This window comes from Pseudomonas sp. MWU13-2105 (genome assembly GCF_023242315.1).
GTDB lineage: Bacteria > Pseudomonadota > Gammaproteobacteria > Pseudomonadales > Pseudomonadaceae > Aquipseudomonas.
Window position 1 is genome coordinate 151,175 of sequence record NZ_JALLIY010000012.1, and the last position, 18,323, is coordinate 169,497.

Annotated in this window: 18 protein-coding genes; 7 read left to right on the forward strand and 11 right to left on the reverse strand. The window is 64.1% G+C overall.

Translation table 11 applies throughout. The features are described 5' to 3' along the window. Positions 1–76: 76 nt before the first annotated feature. The 5 genes from M5B96_RS18920 to M5B96_RS18940 form a co-directional block, all read right to left on the reverse strand. The gene (locus tag M5B96_RS18920) at positions 77–1,999 is read right to left on the reverse strand and encodes a M48 family metallopeptidase (RefSeq protein ID WP_248798244.1); all 1,923 of its coding nucleotides are present in this window, start codon (positions 1,997–1,999) and stop codon (positions 77–79) included. A gap of 25 nt (positions 2,000–2,024) precedes the next feature. Next, complete coding sequence (locus M5B96_RS18925; protein ID WP_248798245.1) at positions 2,025–2,618, reverse strand: LemA family protein; 594 nt, start codon at positions 2,616–2,618, stop codon at positions 2,025–2,027. A 200-nt stretch (positions 2,619–2,818) separates the two neighbouring features. Then, complete coding sequence (locus M5B96_RS18930; protein WP_248798358.1) at positions 2,819–3,838, reverse strand: branched-chain amino acid aminotransferase; 1,020 nt, start codon at positions 3,836–3,838, stop codon at positions 2,819–2,821. A gap of 166 nt (positions 3,839–4,004) precedes the next feature. Further along, positions 4,005–5,084, reverse strand: coding sequence for a sensor domain-containing diguanylate cyclase (locus tag M5B96_RS18935; protein WP_248798246.1), 1,080 nt, complete (start codon positions 5,082–5,084; stop codon positions 4,005–4,007). Positions 5,085–5,172: 88 nt separating this feature from the next. Then, positions 5,173–6,081, reverse strand: a complete 909-nt coding sequence (locus M5B96_RS18940) for an NAD(P)/FAD-dependent oxidoreductase (protein ID WP_248798247.1) — start codon at positions 6,079–6,081, stop codon at positions 5,173–5,175. Positions 6,082–6,221: 140 nt separating this feature from the next. Here M5B96_RS18940 and M5B96_RS18945 point away from each other — a divergent pair, with 140 nt between their 5' ends. The 3 genes from M5B96_RS18945 (at position 6,222) to M5B96_RS18955 (ending at position 7,988) form a co-directional block, all read left to right on the forward strand. Then, positions 6,222–6,707 (forward strand): RrF2 family transcriptional regulator, encoded by a 486-nt coding sequence (locus M5B96_RS18945; RefSeq protein ID WP_248798248.1) that lies wholly within the window; start codon positions 6,222–6,224, stop codon positions 6,705–6,707. Further along, the gene (locus M5B96_RS18950; RefSeq protein WP_248798249.1) at positions 6,704–7,048 is read left to right on the forward strand and encodes an FKBP-type peptidyl-prolyl cis-trans isomerase; all 345 of its coding nucleotides are present in this window, start codon (positions 6,704–6,706) and stop codon (positions 7,046–7,048) included. Before M5B96_RS18945 ends, M5B96_RS18950 begins: the two co-directional genes overlap by 4 nt. A 100-nt stretch (positions 7,049–7,148) precedes the next feature. Then, positions 7,149–7,988: an NAD-dependent protein deacetylase gene (locus M5B96_RS18955; RefSeq protein ID WP_248798250.1), complete on the forward strand. Its 840-nt coding sequence runs from the start codon at positions 7,149–7,151 to the stop codon at positions 7,986–7,988. Here M5B96_RS18955 and M5B96_RS18960 read toward each other — a convergent pair whose 3' ends face one another. After that, positions 7,989–8,576 (reverse strand): hydrolase, encoded by a 588-nt coding sequence (locus tag M5B96_RS18960; protein ID WP_248798251.1) that lies wholly within the window; start codon positions 8,574–8,576, stop codon positions 7,989–7,991. Positions 8,577–8,679: 103 nt separating this feature from the next. On the opposite strand from M5B96_RS18960, the gene M5B96_RS18965 reads away from it, so the two are divergent. Next, entirely contained in the window at positions 8,680–9,294 is a 615-nt protein-coding gene (locus M5B96_RS18965) for a TetR/AcrR family transcriptional regulator (protein ID WP_248798252.1), read from the forward strand. A 59-nt stretch (positions 9,295–9,353) separates the two neighbouring features. On the opposite strand, the gene M5B96_RS18970 is transcribed toward M5B96_RS18965, so the two are convergent. Next, a complete protein-coding gene (locus M5B96_RS18970; RefSeq protein ID WP_248798253.1) occupies positions 9,354–10,055 on the reverse strand; it encodes a glutathione S-transferase N-terminal domain-containing protein in 702 nt (233 codons plus the stop codon). Between the two features lie 159 nt (positions 10,056–10,214). Here M5B96_RS18970 and M5B96_RS18975 point away from each other — a divergent pair, with 159 nt between their 5' ends. Further along, positions 10,215–10,439: a YgdI/YgdR family lipoprotein gene (locus tag M5B96_RS18975; protein WP_248798254.1), complete on the forward strand. Its 225-nt coding sequence runs from the start codon at positions 10,215–10,217 to the stop codon at positions 10,437–10,439. A 174-nt stretch (positions 10,440–10,613) separates the two neighbouring features. On the opposite strand, the gene M5B96_RS18980 is transcribed toward M5B96_RS18975, so the two are convergent. From M5B96_RS18980 to lexA, 4 genes are read right to left on the reverse strand one after another with little or no spacing between them, the layout of a single operon-like run. Then, positions 10,614–13,694: an error-prone DNA polymerase gene (locus M5B96_RS18980; protein WP_248798255.1), complete on the reverse strand. Its 3,081-nt coding sequence runs from the start codon at positions 13,692–13,694 to the stop codon at positions 10,614–10,616. After that, on the reverse strand, positions 13,691–15,109 hold the full coding sequence (locus tag M5B96_RS18985; RefSeq protein WP_248798256.1) for a Y-family DNA polymerase: 1,419 nt from the start codon (positions 15,107–15,109) through the stop codon (positions 13,691–13,693). Before M5B96_RS18985 ends, M5B96_RS18980 begins: the two co-directional genes overlap by 4 nt. A gap of 7 nt (positions 15,110–15,116) precedes the next feature. Next, the gene (gene imuA, locus M5B96_RS18990) at positions 15,117–15,749 is read right to left on the reverse strand and encodes a translesion DNA synthesis-associated protein ImuA (RefSeq protein WP_248798257.1); all 633 of its coding nucleotides are present in this window, start codon (positions 15,747–15,749) and stop codon (positions 15,117–15,119) included. After that, positions 15,746–16,366 carry a transcriptional repressor LexA gene (gene lexA, locus M5B96_RS18995; protein WP_248798258.1) on the reverse strand — a complete coding sequence of 207 codons (621 nt, stop codon included), beginning with the start codon at positions 16,364–16,366 and terminating at the stop codon, positions 15,746–15,748. Before lexA ends, imuA begins: the two co-directional genes overlap by 4 nt. A 345-nt stretch (positions 16,367–16,711) precedes the next feature. On the opposite strand from lexA, the gene M5B96_RS19000 reads away from it, so the two are divergent. Then, positions 16,712–16,969 carry an Os1348 family NHLP clan protein gene (locus M5B96_RS19000; protein WP_248798259.1) on the forward strand — a complete coding sequence of 86 codons (258 nt, stop codon included), beginning with the start codon at positions 16,712–16,714 and terminating at the stop codon, positions 16,967–16,969. 205 nt (positions 16,970–17,174) lie between these two features. Beyond that, on the forward strand, positions 17,175–18,323 hold the full coding sequence (locus M5B96_RS19005; RefSeq protein WP_248798260.1) for an aKG-HExxH-type peptide beta-hydroxylase: 1,149 nt from the start codon (positions 17,175–17,177) through the stop codon (positions 18,321–18,323).

Genomic DNA, 18,323 nt, shown 5'->3' on the forward strand with positions numbered 1-18,323 from the left:
GTCGGAAACTGATTGATCAGTTTAACGCATGAGTACGCCGGATCGATGCATTGTCCATAGGGGCCAGATCCGAATATCAGTTGACCGCGCGGCTTGCCTCCCGGTCAGTGAGCAGCGGTGGCATCGGACAATCGAGTATATCGGCCACCGCACGCATCAACTCGGCCTCACCGGCCGTGACTTCGCCGTCATAGCCGATACAGCGGGCCATGGCCTTGAGCAGTTGCGGCTTCTGCAACGGCAGCAACCGGGTCAAGCGGCGCAAGGCCGCCTCCAGCGCCTGCAAGCCGCCCTCGGGCCTGAACGCCGGCAGCGTGAACGACAAGCCGCCGCTGCCATGGGCGAAGGCCTGGCGCGCTTGCCGCGGGTCGGCCTGCCCCGCCAGGCAGAGGAACGACAGCAGCACCGCCACCTCCGCGGCCAATGACTCCAGGCGGTACTTGCCGGTCACTGTACGCAGGCCTTCGACATTGCGCTCGACAATCCGCAGCAATGTCCACTCCAGCAGTTCGACACGTTCGTCGGCGCGGATCAGCAAGGCCATGTTTTGCTTCATGCTGGCAAACTCGCTCTTGCCCAGTTGCTTGAGCGCCGGGATGGCCAGGTCGATCAACGGCAGGCGCTGTCCTGGGGACAGCTCACGCAACGGTCCGCGCAAGGACTCCAGCAGGCTCGCCTGCGCCGGACTCAGATGCCCTCGCAACAGATCGAGCTGCTGCTGTTGCAGGAACTCCACCGAATCCAGCAACAAGCCATAAATCAGCGCCTGGGCGCCTTCACAACTGTGGGCGGCCTGTTTCAAGGGTGCGGGCAAGGTCTCCAGGGTGTCCTGGGCCATCTGCAAATGCTTCAGGCCCGGATCGCCGATCGCCGCAATCGACTCGGCCACCGCGGCACCGCTGAAGGCCGCCGCCAGCGTCGGGCCGGAAGACTTGATCCGCTGGGCGCTCGGCTCCTGTACGCCGCTTGCGGCGATTGGCAATGGCTCGACCTTGGGATAACGGCCGTCCCAGCCCGGCTCGACCCGGCGAATACGTTCCGCCAGGGGCGGATGGGTGGCAAACAGGCCGTCCAGCGCCACCTTGACCCCGGCACCGAAATACAGATGACTGAATTCGGTAGCGTTCGGCGCCTGCAACTGTGAACCGGGCGAGTAGCCGCCGATTTTTTTCAGGGCGCCGCCAATGCTCTCGGGGTTACGGGTGAACTGCACCGCCGAGGCATCGGCGAGGAATTCACGCTGGCGGCTGACCGCGGCCTTGATCAGGTTGCCGAAAAAAGTCCCGGCATAGCCGAGCGCCAGCAGCGCCAGACCGATGGCGAACTTCAGTATCACCCCCTTGCTGCTGTCCGAAGAGGAACCGCGCGATCCCGAATCGCTGCGCAGCACCCACTGACCGATCAGGCCGATCAACAGGATGCCGTGGAGCAAGGCGATCAGGCGCATATTGAGGCGCATGTCGCCGTTGTAGATATGGCTGAACTCATGGGCGATCACCCCCTGCAATTCTTCGCGCGACAGCAGGCCGATGGCGCCCCGGGTCACGCCGATTACCGCGTCCTGCGGACTGAGGCCGGCGGCGAAGGCGTTGATGCCGATATCGTCGAGCACGTAGACCGACGGCACCGGCGTGCCAGAAGCCAGGGCCATTTCCTCGACGACATTGAGCAGGCGGCGCTCATCGAGGTTCTGTGGCGCGAGGTTGATCAGCCGCCCGCCCAGGCTCTCGGCGACCACCTTGCCGCCGGCACTCAACTGCGCGCGTTTGTACAGGCTGCCGCCCAGCACCACGGCAATCACCACCAGCGCCACAACGCCGATCAGGGGCGTGTCGAAGACCGGCCTGCCACCTCGGACCGAGGACTCGCCGAAAAGCACCCAGAGCAGGCTCAAGGTCAGGCTGGTCAAGCTGACCAGGCAGGTTACCGCCAACGCCAGCAGCAGGACCAGGCGTCCGGTCTGGCGCCGGGCGCGGTCCTGATGTTCGAAGAAATTCATAGGGCCGTCCCTGGGCAGAAGCGAATTAGAACGACACCTTCGGCACGGCCTGGATCTCGGCGCTGTCGGCGAACTCCAGCAGGCTGGCGTCGGCGCCGTGGCCGAATTTGGCGGCAAAGAACACCGGTGGGAACGACTGCTTGTAGGTGTTGTATTCCATCACCGAGTCGTTGAAGGCCTGGCGGGCGAAGGCCACCTTGTTCTCGGTGCTGCTCAGTTCTTCACTGAGTTGCTGCATGTTTTCGGAGGCCTTGAGGTCCGGGTAGGCTTCGAGGGTCACGTTCAGGCGCCCCAGGGCGCTGTTCAGCAGGCCCTCGGCACTGCCCAGCCGGGTCATGCTGGCGGCCTCGCCCGGCTGGGCGGCGGCGGCCTTGAGGCCGGTCACCGCCTGGTTGCGCGCATCGATCACCGCTTCGAGGGTGCCGCGCTCGTGGGCCAGATAACCCTTGGCGGTCTCCACCAGGTTGGGGATCAGGTCGTGGCGACGCTTGAGCTGGACTTCGATCTGGGCAAAGGCGTTCTTGAAGCGGTTACGCAGGGTCACCAGCCGATTGTAGAGGCTGATGAGGTAGAAAACCGCGATGGCGATGACGGCCAGGAGGATGAGGCTGGAGGCCATGCTGATGTCCTTATCTACTCGGGATGGGTGCACGATCTTAACGTAAAAAACCGCCGGGGCTGACAAGCGTTTGCCGCGGGGGAACTGAGCGTTTGCAGGTTTGCCAAAGGCTTGGGAGGCGCCGCGCCTGAAAATGCAAAGGCCCGGCATGATCGCTCATGCCGGGCCTTTCAGCCTGCCGAATCAGGCAGTCGCCTGGATCAGACCTTGACGATCCAGCCCGCCGGGGCCTCGACATCACCGGTCTGGACGCCGGTCAGTTCGTTGTACAGGCGCTGGGTCACCGGACCGACTTCGGTCTCGCTGTGGAACACATGCAGCTTGCCGTTGTACTCGATGCCGCCGATCGGCGTGATCACCGCCGCGGTACCGCAGGCACCGGCTTCCTTGAAGTCAGCGATCTTGTCGATCAGCACATCGCCTTCGATGACCTTCAGGCCCAGGCGCGATTCGGCCAGTTCGATCAGCGACAGGCGGGTGATGCCCGGCAAGACCGAAGGCGACTTCGGCGTCACGAACTCGTTGTCGTGGGTGATGCCGAAGAAGTTGGCCGAACCGACTTCCTCGATCTTCGAGTGGGTCAGCGGGTCCAGGTAGATGGCATCGGCAAAGCCACGCTTCTTGGCTTCGGCACCCGGCATCAGGCTGGCGGCATAGTTGCCACCGACCTTGGCCGCACCGGTGCCTTGTGGCGCGGCACGGTCATAGCTGGAGATCACGAAGTTGTGCGGCTTCATGCCGCCCTTGAAGTAGGCGCCGACCGGGATGCAGAAGATCGAGAAGATGAACTCGGGAGCGGTACGCACGCCGATGTTGTCACCCACGCCGATCACGAACGGCCGCAGGTACAGCGCGCCGCCGGTGCCGTAAGGCGGGATGAAACGCTCGTTGGCGCGGACCACCTGCTTGCAGGCTTCGATAAACACATCGGTCGGCACGTACGGCATCAGCAGGCGCGAGCAGCTGCGCTGCATGCGCGCGGCGTTCTGGTCAGGCCGGAACAGGTTGATCGAACCATCCTTGCAGCGGTAGGCCTTCATGCCTTCGAAGCACTGCTGGCCGTAGTGCAGCGCGGTCGAACCTTCGCTGATGTGCAGGACGTTGTCTTCGGTCAGCGTGCCCTTGTCCCACTCACCGTTACGGTAGTGCGACAAGTAGCGCTTGTCGGTCTTGACGTAATCGAAACCCAGCTTGTCCCAGTTAATGCTTTCCTGACCCATGGCACCCTCAATCATCTGATAACCGCCTGAATCGCTCAGGCTTATGACGTTTTTTTCGCAGGCAACCACAATACTCTATTCAGACAGGAAATCGCAGCCTGGACGACGTGCATGTCCTACATGCGTTTATGCCCGGTCCCTCACGCCGGGCGCCAGCCGGCGACCTTCAGCCGGCATGGGCCGGCGACGCGGCCTGGCGTCCAAAGCGGTATTGATTGTTCCCGCTGCGCTTGGCTGCGTACATCGCCAGGTCAGCGGTATGGATCAGCGTATCCATGCTCGGCGCATGATCCGGAAATACCGCCACCCCCAGGCTGCAGCCGATCTGCGTCGGTTGATCGCCAAGACTGATCGGCAGCGACAACTCGGCGAGGATTTTCCCGCACAGCAGGTGAACCTCCTCCAGCAGGCCGTCGCCCTGCTGGGCCAGTCCTTCGAGAACCAGGACGAACTCATCGCCACCGATGCGCGCCACCGTGTCCGAACTGCGTATCAGGTTCTTCAGGCGGGTTGCCGTGGTAACCAGGATCCGGTCACCGGCCGCATGTCCGTGGGCATCATTGATGTCCTTGAAGCCGTTGAGGTCGAGAAACACCAGGATCACCCGGGAGGCCTGCTCGCGGGCATGCTCCAGCGCCCTGGACAGGCGCTCCTCCAGCACCAGTCGATTGGGCAGCCCGGTCAGCGCGTCGTGGTGGGCCAGGGTATGCAACTGGCTGGCCCAGGCCTTTTCCTCGGTGATATCGCGCACCACCCCCATCATCTTGATCGCCGAGTCGTGGACGTTCTTCACCACATTACCGGTCTCACGCAGCCAGTGGACACTGCCGTCCGGCCAGATCACCCGGTATTCCTCGTCGTGGTTCTCGCCGGTCTCGATGCAACGCGCCTCGCCAGCCCTTACCCTGTCCCGGTCCTCGGGGTGCACGCTGGCGCAGAACAGTTCGTAGGACGGGATCACCTCGCCCACCTTGTAGCCGAACATGCCGTAGATGGCCTCCGACCAGTAGAGTTTCTCGGTATCGACGTCCCAGTCCCAGGTGCCGATACGGGCAAAGTACTGGCTGCGCTTGAAGCGTTCGACATCGTCGCCGGCTTCGACCCGCCGCTGGCGCTCGCTCAATTGCTGTAAAAGTACCCGGCACTCGGCCAGTTCCCGGCGCGCCCTGCGTTCACGACGCAACAGCACACCGATCAAGGCAATCACGGGCACCGCGACAGCGACCTCAAGCCATGAGGTCAGCATGGGAAACCTGGGGATTTGAACATGGACACACGACGAGTAAATGGCCAGTGGCTATCTTAATCCACACGGAACGTGCGCCCATGCTTTTTTAGTGGTTCGTGGTTTCAGCCAGCAACGACTGATGCACGCCGAAGCCAGCCATGACCCCGGCCGCTGAAGCCAGTGTCGCGTTATGCATCGGGCTGGCGGCATCGCCGGCGGCAAACACTCCCGGCACGCTTGTCTCCTTGCGTTCGTCGACCCGCAGATAGGCACCCAGGGGGCCTTCGTCGAACAGGCAACCCAACTGTTCGGCCAACGGGCTGGCCATATGGGTTTTCGGCCCGACGAACAGTGCCCGGAGCTCGATCAGCCGACCGTCACTCAAACGTACCGCCTCAAGTGCCGGCGCCTGGCCCAGCAACTCGACCACCGGGGTCCGCTCGATCCGTACGCCGCGCGCTTGCAGATGGGCCAGCTGCTCGGCGTCGGGTTCGTAGAGCCCCTGGGTGAAATACACCGTCGGGCCCCAATCGGGGATCATCCCGGCCTGGTGCGCGGAGAGCGGCATGGTGGCCAGCACCCCCAGAGACAAGTCACGGACTTCATAACCATGGCAGTACGGACAATGCAGCACCGTGTGCCCCCAGCGCTCCTGCAGGCCGGGGATCGCCGGCAATTCATCGCGCAGACCGGTGGCCAGGATCAACCGGGCCGCCCGCTCCTCCCGGCCATCGGCCAGCATCACGGCAAACCCGGCATCGACCTGGCGGGCCGATACCACCTCCCCTTGCACGAACTCAACGGTCGGGTAGCGCAGCAACTGGCGCAGCGCCTCGTCCCGAATCGCCTGGGGGGGCTGGCCATCCTGGCCCAGGAAGCCATGGGCCGTCGCCGCGAACCGATTGCGCGGCCGACCGGAATCGATCAACAACACCCGCTGACGGGCCCGCGCCAGCTGCATGGCCGCGGACAACCCGGCAAAGCTGGCACCGACCACTACGACAAAATGAGACATGAGCAGGACTCCTTGTGGATTGAACTCACGAAACTTTATAAGTTACGTAAAGCCCTCGCGTCAACTCCCGTAACTCATCTTGTTACGGAGAGTCGGTTTTGCTATACCTGCCGCCTGAATAACCAGAAACGAAACATTCGATGCGCAACGACAGTCGCCTCTCCCGCATGCTGCATGTGCTGATCCATATGGATCAGCACGACCAGCGCACCACCTCCGAGACCATCGCGCAGATGCTGCGCACCAACCCGGTGGTGGTGCGGCGGACCATGGCCGGGCTACGGGATCACGGTTATGTGCACTCGGAAAAAGGCCACGGCGGCGGCTGGACCCTGGCCCGCCCCCTGAGCGAGATCACCTTGCTGGATATCCATCGCGCCCTCGGCGCGCCCGAGGTGTTTGCCATGGGCCTGTCGCGGGAGGAACCGCAGTGCCTGGTGGAACAGGCGGTCAACGCTCGTCTCACCGATGTCCTGCAGGAAGCCGAAGCGCTGCTGATCAGGCGCCTGGGGCAAGTGACCCTGGCCGAGCTGGCGAGTGATTTCGACCGACGCCTGGCACACAAACGCCTGGAAAACCCCGACCTGGAAATCCTGCATGGACTACCGACCCTGGAGAAGTCATGACAAACACTGAATTGCAGGTCACCGACCTGCTGGAAGGCGACGGCAAGGCCGTGGTCAAGGGCGCCCTGATCAGCACGCACTATCGCGGCACGCTCGAGGATGGCAGCGAGTTCGACTCGTCCCATGGCCGTGGCAAACCGTTCCAATGCGTGATTGGCAGCGGCCGGGTGATCAAGGGCTGGGATATCGGTCTGATGGGCATGAAAGTCGGCGGCAAACGCCGGCTGTTCGTGCCGGCGCACCTGGCCTACGGTGAACGCGGCATGGGCTCGCTCGTCGCGCCGGGTGCCGACCTGACCTTTGAAATCGAGTTGCTGGAAGTGCTGACGCGGGACGATTGAGCCCTCCTGCGTCTATCCTTGGGCTTCGATCACGACAATTCGTACCGAGGCGAACGCCGATCATCGCCGTGTCAGCCACTCGTTCACCGGAGATGTCCCCATGCCCGACCTGCAGGTCAGCGCGGCCCTGGAAACGCTCTTGCCATTGATGGCCGAACAACCCTTTCTGGTGCTCACCGGTGCCGGTATCAGCACCTCCTCCGGCATCCCGGACTACCGCGACAGCGATGGCGTGCGTCGCGGCAAGCCGCCGATGATGATCCAGGAATTCCTCGGTTCACCCCAGGCCCGGCGCCGCTACTGGGCCCGAGCCATGCTCGGTTGGCCACGGGTGCGCCAGGCCCGGCCGAATGCCGCACACCGGGCATTGGCCAGCCTGCAGGCGCAACACCACCTCAGCGGCCTGATCACCCAGAACGTCGACACCTTGCATGAACAGGCCGGCAGCCACGATGTGATCGAGCTGCATGGCAGCCTGCACAAGGTCCTGTGCCTGGATTGCGGCGCCCGCCTGGAGCGCGATGCCATCCAGCTCATGCTGGAGGCACAGAACCCTTATCTCGCGGGGGTCGAGGCGGCGCAGGCGCCCGATGGCGATACCTTGCTGGACGCCGCCTTCGAATCGCGGTTCCAGGTACCCCGCTGCCCCCGGTGCGATGGCGAGCGGTTGAAACCCGACGTGGTGTTCTTCGGCGAAAACGTCGCCCCGCTTACCGCCGCCAAGGCCCTGGCCAGCGCCGAGCAGGCGGCGGGCCTGCTGGTGATCGGTTCGTCGTTGATGGCCTATTCGGCCTTTCGCCTGTGCAAGCTGCTGGCCGAGCGCGGCAAGCCACTGATCGCCATCAACCTGGGCAAGACCCGCGCCGACGAGTTGCTCGACTTCAAGTTCGAAGCCTCTTGCGAACAGTTGCTGCCGCTGCTGGCCGAGCACCTCGGCTGATCAGCAACGGATCGGCAGCGCCTCGATCAGCGCCTGGGTCGAACGGACCCGGGCAATGCGCGGCATGACCTTCTCCATGGCGAAACGATGGGTGTCTTCGCCCAGCCCCGAACAGGCATCCTCGGCTACTACCACGGCGTAGTTGTGGTGCCAGGCGTCGCGGGCGGTGGACTCGACGCCGGAGTTGCTGGCAATGCCGCAGACGATCACCGTGGTAATCCCGCGACGACGCAATTGCAGGTCCAGTTCGGTGCCGTAGAAGGCACTCCAGCTGTGCTTGGTGATCTGCACCGGGGCGTCCAAGGCGGTAATCGCGGGAGTCAACAGCGCCCAATCCTGCGGCAAGCCACCCGGAGGCACCGCCATGGGCATATCCACCGGCTGGTTGAGTTTGTCGGCGTAGTCGCTGGAAAAACCCACGCGCACGGCGACTACCAGGCCACCCGCCCGGGTCAGATGTGCACCGAGCCGCGCCGCCCGCTCGGCGACCGCCTCCGGAGCATGGGGCGCAACCGGCATGGCCATGATCCCCTGCTGCAGATCGATGATCACAAGGGCACAGGTACGAGGATCGAGGGTAAGCGACATGATGATCTCCTGGTCGACAGGCGTCGGCTTGCGCAACCAGGCAAGCACGAACGGCAAAGCTGCGGTTAGAATATGAGGATAGCCTCACAATCAGGATATGAGGATGCCCTCACAAACTTCAAGTAAAAAAAATGTCAGCATCCATACGCCACGGCTGGAACGCGGCAAGCAACGCGTGACCGAGTTGATGGCGGCGGCCGCCCGGGTCTTTGCCGAACACGGCTACGACGCGGCGACCATGACGGAAGTGGCTGCCCTGGCCCAGGCGTCGATTGGTTCGCTGTACCAATACTTTCCCACCAAGGCGCTGCTGGCTCAGGCCCTGCACGACGCGCAGTTGGAGGTGCTGCGAGGCCGGCTGGAAAGCCTGGCGCAGCAGGCGCCCGGCCTGAGCCCGCGTCAGCTGGCCGAGCGGATACTGGAGGAGTTGTCGCGCTTCCTGGAGGAAAATCCGGCGTTCATCGCCTTGGCCGAACGACGCGATATCGACAAGAAAGCCAAGGCTGCGACGCGCTCAGGCTTGTTGTCGCTGCTGACCGGGCTGCTGGCCCAGGCACAACCGCCGCTACCGGCCGAGCGCCATGCATTGACGGCGGTGATGTTGCTGGAGTTGATGAAAATCACCGTATCGCTCAAAGCCCACGAGTCCGCCGAAATCGCCGAGGGCGTCGTCCAGACGTTCAAGAGCCTGCTGGGCCAGCATCTGGACTCGCTGTAGGAACCGCCGAAGGTCGCCTGGCCCCCTCTTCGGCAGTTCTCATGCGCTCCCTGGCAGACTTATGCCGCCGGAATGCCCAGGCCCCTGATGACCGCCGGACGCGCCACGAACTGCTCCAGGGCACGGAGCACATGGGGGAAGTCCTTGATGCCCACCAGGTCGCCGGCTTCGTAGAAACCGATCAGGTTACGAATCCACGGGAAGGTGGCGATATCGGCGATGCTGTAGTCGTCGCCCATGATCCAGCGGCGGCTTTCCAGGCGCTGGTCCAATACCCCCAGCAGACGCTTGCTCTCGGTGACGTAACGGTCGCGCGGGCGCTTGTCCTCGTAGTCCTTGCCGGCGAATTTGTTGAAGAAGCCGAGCTGGCCGAACATCGGCCCGATACCGCCCATCTGGAACATCACCCACTGGATCGTTTCATAGCGCCGGCCCAGGTCCTTGGACATGAAGCGCCCGGTTTTCTCGGCGAGATAGATCAGGATTGCCCCGGACTCGAACAACGGCAGCGGCTGGCCGTCAGGACCGTTGGGGTCAATGATGGCCGGAATCTTGTTGTTGGGGTTCAACGACATGAACTCCGGCGTCAACTGGTCATTGCTGGAGAAACTCACCAGGTGCGCCTCATACGGCAGGCCGAGCTCTTCGAGCAGGATCGAGACCTTGACGCCGTTGGGCGTAGGCAACGAATAGAGCTGGAGACGGTCTGGATGTTGTGCAGGCCATTTATGCGTGATGGTGAACTCGGAAAGATCAGTCATGGAAAGCTTCCAGCAAGCGATAGGGAATGCGGCAACGGGTCAGGACCTTCCACCCGTCCGGGCGCTGATTATAGGCACAGCCCGGGGCCGGGCCTGTAGCGTCGGGCAAGACATTTTTTTGCGCGATAAGCCGTCAATCACTGAAACAGAGAGGGCATCATGAATCTGAAAATTTTCAGTCTGTCACTGCTGGCAGCCACGTTCCTGGCCATGGCGGGCTGCTCCACGCCCACCGTGGTGACCTTGCAGAACGGTACCCAGTACCTGACCAGGGACGCTCCCCAAACCCACTCCGCCGATGGTTTCTATGAGTTCAGGGATATTTCCGGCAAAGAGGTGCGGGTCAAGGGGGCCGATGTGGCGACGGTCAAGCCGAAGGACTGACATTGAGAGCTGGGTTTGCTCGTAGACATCGGGTGGTCTTGAGGGCCTCTTCGCGGGCAAGCTCCGCTGCCACATCGGATTTGCGTCGCGCACAAGATTCAAGTCCGACGCGGACATTGTGGGAGCGGAGCTTGCCCGCGAAGGGGCCTGCACAGGCACCCTATTATCCAGACCTCAGCGAAAATCCCGGCTGCGCACGGTGATATCCGCCAGCATCGAGCCCAGGTCGCTCAGGCGCCCGGCTATCACATGCCGGACATCGCCCTCGGTTTCCAGGCGCCCGTCCACCTTCAGCAACTGTGCGCCCACCAGCACCTGCCGTTGCCGCTCGGCCAGGTCACGCCAGACCACCACATTGACATTGCCGAACTCGTCCTCCAGGGTGACAAAAGTCACCCCACTTGCCGTGCCCGGCCGCTGGCGCCCGGTGACCAGGCCAACAATGCTCACCGGCCGCCCATGTTCAACCGCCAACAATTCCCGCGAACTGCGACAGCGTAAAGCCTTCAATTGCCCACGCAACAACGCCAGCGGGTGCGGCCCCAAGGTTGTGCCAAGACTGGCGTAATCCGCTTGCAGGTCCTCGCCGATACTCGGCCGCGGCAAGCTCACCGGCGCCTCGGTTGCCCTCGACAACCCGGCAAACAGCCCAAGCTGCGCCTCGACCCCGGCCACTTCCCAGCGCGCCTGGTAACGATCACCCGCCAAGGCCTGCAAGGCACCCGCATCGGCCAGCAGCTCCTGGGCCCGGGTATCCAGCCGCGCCCGCTCGCCGAGGTCGGCGATATCCTCGAAGTCCCCGGCCTTGCGTGCCGCTTCGATCCGCAACGCATCCTCCTCGCGAAAGCCACGGATCATCCGCAAGCCCAGGCGCAGCGCCGGCTGCGAGCCTTCGCCCGGCTCCAGGCTGCAATCCCAGGCGCTGGCCCGCACATCCACCGGGCGGATCTGCAAGTGGTGACGCCGGGCATCCTGGAGGATCTGGTCCGGGCTGTAGAAGCCCATCGGCCAGCTGTTGATCAGCGCACAGGCGAACGCCGCCGGCTCATGGCACTTCAGCCAGCAACTGGCGTAGGTCAGCAAGGCAAAGCTGGCGGCATGGGACTCGGGAAAACCGTAGCTGCCGAAGCCCTTGATCTGCTCGAAGATCTGCGCGGCGAACTCCGCCGCATAGCCATTCCTGGCCATGCCCTCGGCCAGCCGCAGGCGGTGCGGTTCAAGCCCGCCATGGCGTTTCCAGGCGGCCATGGAACGGCGCAACTGATCGGCCTCGCCCGGGGTGTAGTCCGCCGCCACCACGGCAATCTGCATGACCTGTTCCTGGAACAGCGGCACCCCCAGGGTGCGTTTCAGGACCTCTTCCAGCGCCGGTGACGGATAGGTTTCGGGCTCTTCCTTGTTCCTCCGGCGCAGATACGGATGCACCATGCCGCCCTGGATCGGCCCCGGCCGGACAATTGCCACCTCGATCACCAGGTCGTAGAAATTCTTCGGCTTGAGCCGTGGCAGCATCGACATCTGCGCCCGCGACTCGATCTGGAACACGCCGATGGTGTCGGCCCGGCCGATCATCGCGTAAGTCGGCTCATCGTCCGGCGGCAGGCTCGCCAGGGTCCAGCGCGGCCCGCCGCGATACTGCTGGACCAGGTCGAAACAACGCCGCAAAGCGCTGAGCATGCCCAGGGCCAGGACATCGACCTTGAGCAAACCGACCTTGTCCAGGTCGTCCTTGTCCCACTGGATAATCGTCCGTTCGGCCATGGCGGCATTCTCCACCGGGACCAGGGTGTCCAGCGGCTGCTCGGAAATCACGAAACCGCCCGGATGCTGGGACAGGTGCCGGGGAAAACCGATCAGTTGCCGGGTCAGCCCGAGCACCCGGCGCAGCACCGGGCTGTCGGGATCGAAGCCGTTTTCGCGCAGGCGCTCCGGCGCCGGCGGCTCGTCGCTCCAGTGGCCGCAGGCGTCGGCCAGGGCATTGATCTGATCCGGCGGCAGGCCCAGGGCCTTGGCCACATCGCGCACCGCCCCCGCACCATGGTAGGTGCTGACCACCGCCGTCAGCGCCGCCCGGTTCCGACCATAACGCCGGAACACGTATTGCAGCACCTCTTCGCGACGATCGTGCTCGAAGTCGACATCGATATCCGGTGGCTCGTTGCGCTCGCGGGAGAGGAAACGCTCGAACAGCATATTGGTGCGGTCCGGGTTCAGCTCGGTGACCCCCAGGGCATAACAGACCACCGAGTTCGCCGCCGACCCACGCCCCTGACAGAGAATGCCCTGCTTGCGGGCGAAGTCGACGATATCCTGCACCGTCAGGAAATAACTGTCGTATTCCAGCTCGGCGATCAATGCCAGCTCTTTTTCGATAAGGTCCCGAACCCGACGGCTGACCCCTTCCGGCCAGCGTCGACGAACGCCCTCTTCCGTCAGGTGGCGCAGCCAGGACGTCGGGGTCTGCCCTTGCGGCACCAGTTCACGGGGATACTGGTAGCGCAGTTGACCGAGATCGAAGCTACAACGCCGGGCAATGACCTGGGTCTCGGCGAGCAAGGCCGCCGGATAGATCCCGCGCAAGGCCTCGAGACTGCGCAGATGCCGCTCGCCATTGGGATGCAGTTGCTGCCCGGCATCGGCCACCCGGGTGTGCAGGCGAATGGCGGTGATGGTGTCTTGCAGGGCACGACGGGCCCGCACATGCATATGCACATCACCGCTGGCCACGGCGGGAATCGCCAGTTCGCCGGCCAGGGCCAGCAAGCGCGCCAGACGCCGCTCATCGTCCTGGCCGCAATGCAGTTCCACGGCCAGCCACAGGCGTTCGGGAAAACGCTCGCGCAACCAGCGGCCATCGGCGTCGCTAATGCCCTGTCCAGGCAGCCACAGCGCCAGCAACCCCGGCAGCGCCTGTGCAAAGTCCGTCCGCAACACTTGATAACGGCCCTTTTCCGCACGCCGCCGGGCCTGGGTGATCAATCGGCAAAGGCTCTGGTAGCCCGCCAGGTTTTCCACCAGCAGTACCAGCCTGGGCCCATTCTCGACCTGCATTTCACTGCCGATGATCAATGGCAGGCCGCTCTCCTGCGCGGCCTGCCAGGCCCGGACAATCCCCGCCAGGGTGCATTCGTCGGCGATCGCCAGGGCTTGATAGCCCTGTTCCCGGGCACGCTCGAACAACTCCCGGGCGCTGGACGCCCCGCGTTGGAAACTGAAGTTCGACAGACAATGCAGCTCGGCGTATTCGCCACTCATGCGAACCAGCCCTGCAGCAGCAACGGGCCGCTTTCCCCCACCGTGCGATAGGCCCAGGCCTGCCGGCCGGCGCGGGTCTCGACCAGATAATAGTCACGGCGCACATCCGCGCCGTCCCACCAGCCCGACTCGATCCGCTCCGGTCCCAGCAGGACCCGCGCCGCCTGCTCGGGCAAGGGCAACGGCGCCTTGAGCAGCCAACCAGGGCGCAACGGTCCGGCGACAGCCAGCGGCCCAGGGCTGTTCGCCGACAGCGGCTGCCAGGCGCATTCCGGGCGATGGTCAGCCTGGAAGCGCAAGCCCTGCACCGCGTCATCCCCCAGCCGGGCACGCAGACGTTCGCGCAGTTGCTCCCAGGGCAAGGACTGTTGCGGGCGCTCATCGAAAAGTTCGCGGTGCTGCGGGACAAAGGCCGGCAGGTCCTCGGCCTCCAGGCGAAAACCACGCACCGCCGACTCGACCTGGACCTGCTCCAGTCGCCCGCGCGCCAGTTCGAAGAGCATCGCTGGATCGCGCTCGGCACTCAACAGGCCGACCTTGATCCGGGTATCCGCGCCCCCGGCATGTTCAAGGATCAGTTCGAAGCGCTGCACACCGCTGTCACGTCCGCAGAGAAACGCCGACAAATCCCCGGTCAGGCGGCGCAAGGGAAACAGCAAGGCCTGATTCGAGGTCACGTCGAAATTCAGCTCTATCCGCGCCGCGAAGCGATCCGGTGGCAGGTAGAACGCCAGGGCCAGCGGCCGCTCGCCGAGCAAGGTGTCGAGATGCTTGAGCTGCGATGCCTCGAAACGCCGGGCCAGGCTATGCCGGGGCAACGCCAGCACTTGCTGGAGGGTTCGCAGGCCCATGCGCGACAGGGCCATGGCCGCGTCCTTGTCCAGCCCGACCCGGTCGATCGGCATCTGCCCCAGGGCCTGGCGCAAGGCCCCGTCGTCCGCCAGGGCCAGGCCATCGTAGGCATTGGCCAGGACCCGGGCCGCCGCCGGATTGGGCGCGACCACGATCCGGTGCCGAAAGCCCAGGCCGGTGAGTTCCTCGCGCAAGCGCGCCTCCAACTGCGGCCAGGGCCCGAACAGGCCGAGGCTGGATTCGATCTCGAACAACAAGGCCCGCGGGTAACGCAGGCTGACCTGGGAGCTGAAGCGGTAGGCCCAGGCGGCGAGAAACTGCTGCCACTGCTCGATTTCGGCGGGATCGTATTCGGCGCTGGCAAAGGCCTTGGTCAAGGCATGGGCGGCGGTCAGCGATTGCCCGGGACGCAGCCCCAGGGCCCGGGCCGCGGCGTTCACCGCCTGCACCACCCGGCGTTGCGGCGAGCCCGTCAGCAGCGCCAGCGGCGCTTCCGGCTCAGAGGCTCGCCGCAGCACTCCGTCCAAGGCCAATTGCGGAAAAACAATGCAGACCCAACGCATACCCGCCTCAATGCCCGGTGCTGAAGGCAATCGGTGCCGAATGGGCCAACCCGCCCCGGCACTTGAGCACCCGCAACTGCGCGGGGCGGCCCTCGACGGCAATCCGCAGGGCCGCCGGCGACGGGTTGATCGCCTCCGCCAGCGAGCGGTAGGCGAAGGCCAGGGTCTGGCCGGTTTCCGCCGCCACCTGCAAGCGCCGCAAGGCCCGGTCATCGGCCTGTTGCGGCCAGCACAGGACCGCGCCGCAACTGCCGGAGCGCAGGCATTGTTCGGCTGCCCACAAGGCATCCCGCGGCGCCGCCTGGATCACCGCCAACTGCCGCAGGTCCACCCCCGCGCTCAACCACGCCTGGGGATAGGGCACATGGGGCGGCGCCACCAGGACGATGCGCTCGCCCCGGGCCGCCAACCGCGCCAGGGTCGGCCAGACCAGTTGCAACTCGCCCACCCCCTCCCCGGCGATCAGGATTTCCGTCAGTGCCGCCGGCGGCCAGCCACCTCCCGGCAAGGCTGCGTCGAGGGGCCCATGGCCGCTGGGCTGGCGATCGGCCTGTGGCTCGGCCAGTGGCGCGGGCGCCCGGCCTTTCCACACCCGACGCTCGTCGAGCAGCGAGTCCAAGGCGACCACGGCGCCGCTCATGCCGGCCGCACCAGGCCGCAGAACACGCCCTCGATGGCCAATTCCTGATGCTCGGGATCGACGACTATGGGTTCATAGGCCGGGTTGCGCGCCAACAAACGGATGCCCGCGGCCGTGCGCTCGAAGCGCTTGATGGTGACCTCGCCGTCGAGCCGGGCCACGACGATCTGGCCGTTGCGCACCTCGTCCGCGCGGCGTACCGCCACCAGGTCACCGTCAAGAATGCCATCGCCGATCATCGAGTCACCCTGCACCCGCAGCAGGTAATCCGGCGTGCGGGAAAACAGCGCCGGGTCGAGCAGCACGCGGCGCTGCTCCTGGGCATCGACATCGATCGGCCGGCCCGCCGCGACCCGGCCCAGCAACGGGATATCCAGCAACGCGGCCCGTGGTGCCTGATCGAGCAGGCGGATGCCCCGCGCCTGATGCGCGTTGACCTCGATAAAACCGCCCTCGGCCAAGGCCACCACGTGCTTGCGCGCCACGCTGCGGGAGGCGAAGCCAAAGGCCTCGGCGATCTCGGCAAGGCTCGGGGGCTGGCCGTTACGCACGATGCGCTCGCGGATAAAGGTCAGGATGGCGGAACGGCGGGGGCTTAAAGTCGTCATGGAGTACATTTGTACTCCTGTGGGATTTCCCTGACAAGAGCCGTCAGTCGAGACACAGGCCCGTGCAGCACAGTCTCGTGAAAAGCAATGGCCAGGCCCGGCCAACAGAACACGTATCGATCCTTTATGTACGAATGAAACTACAGAACTATCTCACCTATAAAAACATTGAAAACCTTCCCCACAACAACAACTAACAACTTTCCAAAACCTGCCAATTAAAATCTTAAAAAATTCAATAACGACACATTGAAAAACAAAATCATCTTGCTATATTCACCCGAGCACCGCCATTGAAAACAGTCCCCTGGCCTGCTTCTCTATAAAAGTTTCAACCGTTATCCGGAGACCGCCATGCCCCACTCCAATACCTGCCTTCAGGAACGTCTCGCGACTATTCTGAATCGCGCAATAAGCGACGAATCATTCGCCGCGCAGTTACACATGAGTCCAACCAACGCCGGCAAAAGCCTGGATATGACCCTGCGGATCGACGAGGTGGTAGCGCTCAAGGGCCTGGACCTCGCCCAGTTGGCGCTGGCTTCGAAAGCCCTGCATAGCCCTCTCGCGGCTCGTGCCGGCTTCGACCAACAACAGGTTCGAAGCGATTAAGCCCGCACACGCGTCCGAGATATATCACTCGGGCAAATATCACGCCGTGTCCGTTACGCCGCAATAAACAAACTTCCAACGCACGGTCATTGACTCTCGCCGCCACCCCCATATGGCCAACACTTCAACCCCCGACCCCTCTCTTTCCTGAAGGCGGGTTATTGCGCGCTCGTCATTCATCAAGTGACATCCCGAGGACACCGACATGACCACCCGACTGCAATCCCAACTCGACGAACTTTTCCAGTACAACACGTTTTTACCCGATGCCACCCCGGACCGTTTTCACCGCTTGCTCGATCGGCTCAGCCAACAGCGCTACAGCACCTTCGCCGCGCTCTACGGCGAATGCTTCCAGCACTTCGCGGGCAGCCCCCGGCTCAATCCGTTTTTCTCCAGCGCGGTGCACCTGATCCTGCTGCCGGTCACCCAGCGGCGCCTGATCATCAACGATCCGGTGTTCCAGATCTGGATGGCCCTGGCGCTTCAGCATGCCAACGCGGTACTGAGCGCACAGGTCGACGACACCGCGTCCTTGCAGGACATGCTCCTGGGGTTGCCGGCGGCCCTGCAACGCATCACCCAGACGGCGGCCGACCACAAGTACTCGAACCACCCGCCGATCCGGCGCTTCAATGTCGATCCGCTGATCGCCGCCGCGACACCGCCCAGCTATGAGTTCCCCGAAGACGAAGGTACCCGCAAGCACCTGGAGCGCAGTGGTTATTCCATCCACTTCTTCCGTGACGTGGTCAGCGTCGCCCTGTCGCGCATCGCCAATACCTGGCCGGCCTGCTACGAGCAGTTCCGCCACCTGGTCAAGCTGATCTGCTACCTGCCCGACGGCACCTTCCGCAGCTGTTCGGCGGCGCGCTATACCGGCGCGATCCTGCTCTCGGCCAAGGACCACTCGATCCTCGATATCGAAGAATCGCTGGTCCATGAAACCACCCACCAACTGCTGTACAGCCTGGTCGAGGTCTGCCCGATCATTGATGAACAGCGGGTCACGGAACGCCTGTTCAGCCTGCCCTGGTCCGGCCTGCCACGCGATCTCCCGGGTTATGTCCATGGGTTCTTCGCCGCGCTTGCCCAGGTCAAATACCTGGAGCGCGTGCGTCAGCGCCCGGCCGTGGAAATGCAGCGGGCCGAGGAACGGATGCTCGGTATCCTGCGTGGTCTGCTCAAGGCCCTGCCGGAGCTGGAAGCCTGCGATGAGTTCACCCCCCGTGGCCGGACCTTCATGGACAATCTCGCCCAGGAGGTGCATGCCCTGCAGAATCGCCATGCCGGCCTGCTGAGCCGGCCGAGCGCGACGGCGGGCAGCACGCCGGCCCTGGGCATGGTCGTGTAG

Coding starts and splice junctions, on each gene's coding strand:
- M5B96_RS18920 (WP_248798244.1), bottom strand. CDS start 1,999: ATGAATTTCTTCGAACATCAGGACCGCGCCCGGCGCCAGACCGGACGC.
- M5B96_RS18925 (WP_248798245.1), bottom strand. CDS start 2,618: ATGGCCTCCAGCCTCATCCTCCTGGCCGTCATCGCCATCGCGGTTTTC.
- M5B96_RS18930 (WP_248798358.1), bottom strand. CDS start 3,838: ATGGGTCAGGAAAGCATTAACTGGGACAAGCTGGGTTTCGATTACGTC.
- M5B96_RS18935 (WP_248798246.1), bottom strand. CDS start 5,084: ATGCTGACCTCATGGCTTGAGGTCGCTGTCGCGGTGCCCGTGATTGCC.
- M5B96_RS18940 (WP_248798247.1), bottom strand. CDS start 6,081: ATGTCTCATTTTGTCGTAGTGGTCGGTGCCAGCTTTGCCGGGTTGTCC.
- M5B96_RS18945 (WP_248798248.1), top strand. CDS start 6,222: ATGCGCAACGACAGTCGCCTCTCCCGCATGCTGCATGTGCTGATCCAT.
- M5B96_RS18950 (WP_248798249.1), top strand. CDS start 6,704: ATGACAAACACTGAATTGCAGGTCACCGACCTGCTGGAAGGCGACGGC.
- M5B96_RS18955 (WP_248798250.1), top strand. CDS start 7,149: ATGCCCGACCTGCAGGTCAGCGCGGCCCTGGAAACGCTCTTGCCATTG.
- M5B96_RS18960 (WP_248798251.1), bottom strand. CDS start 8,576: ATGTCGCTTACCCTCGATCCTCGTACCTGTGCCCTTGTGATCATCGAT.
- M5B96_RS18965 (WP_248798252.1), top strand. CDS start 8,680: ATGCCCTCACAAACTTCAAGTAAAAAAAATGTCAGCATCCATACGCCA.
- M5B96_RS18970 (WP_248798253.1), bottom strand. CDS start 10,055: ATGACTGATCTTTCCGAGTTCACCATCACGCATAAATGGCCTGCACAA.
- M5B96_RS18975 (WP_248798254.1), top strand. CDS start 10,215: ATGAATCTGAAAATTTTCAGTCTGTCACTGCTGGCAGCCACGTTCCTG.
- M5B96_RS18980 (WP_248798255.1), bottom strand. CDS start 13,694: ATGAGTGGCGAATACGCCGAGCTGCATTGTCTGTCGAACTTCAGTTTC.
- M5B96_RS18985 (WP_248798256.1), bottom strand. CDS start 15,109: ATGCGTTGGGTCTGCATTGTTTTTCCGCAATTGGCCTTGGACGGAGTG.
- imuA (WP_248798257.1), bottom strand. CDS start 15,749: ATGAGCGGCGCCGTGGTCGCCTTGGACTCGCTGCTCGACGAGCGTCGG.
- lexA (WP_248798258.1), bottom strand. CDS start 16,366: ATGTACTCCATGACGACTTTAAGCCCCCGCCGTTCCGCCATCCTGACC.
- M5B96_RS19000 (WP_248798259.1), top strand. CDS start 16,712: ATGCCCCACTCCAATACCTGCCTTCAGGAACGTCTCGCGACTATTCTG.
- M5B96_RS19005 (WP_248798260.1), top strand. CDS start 17,175: ATGACCACCCGACTGCAATCCCAACTCGACGAACTTTTCCAGTACAAC.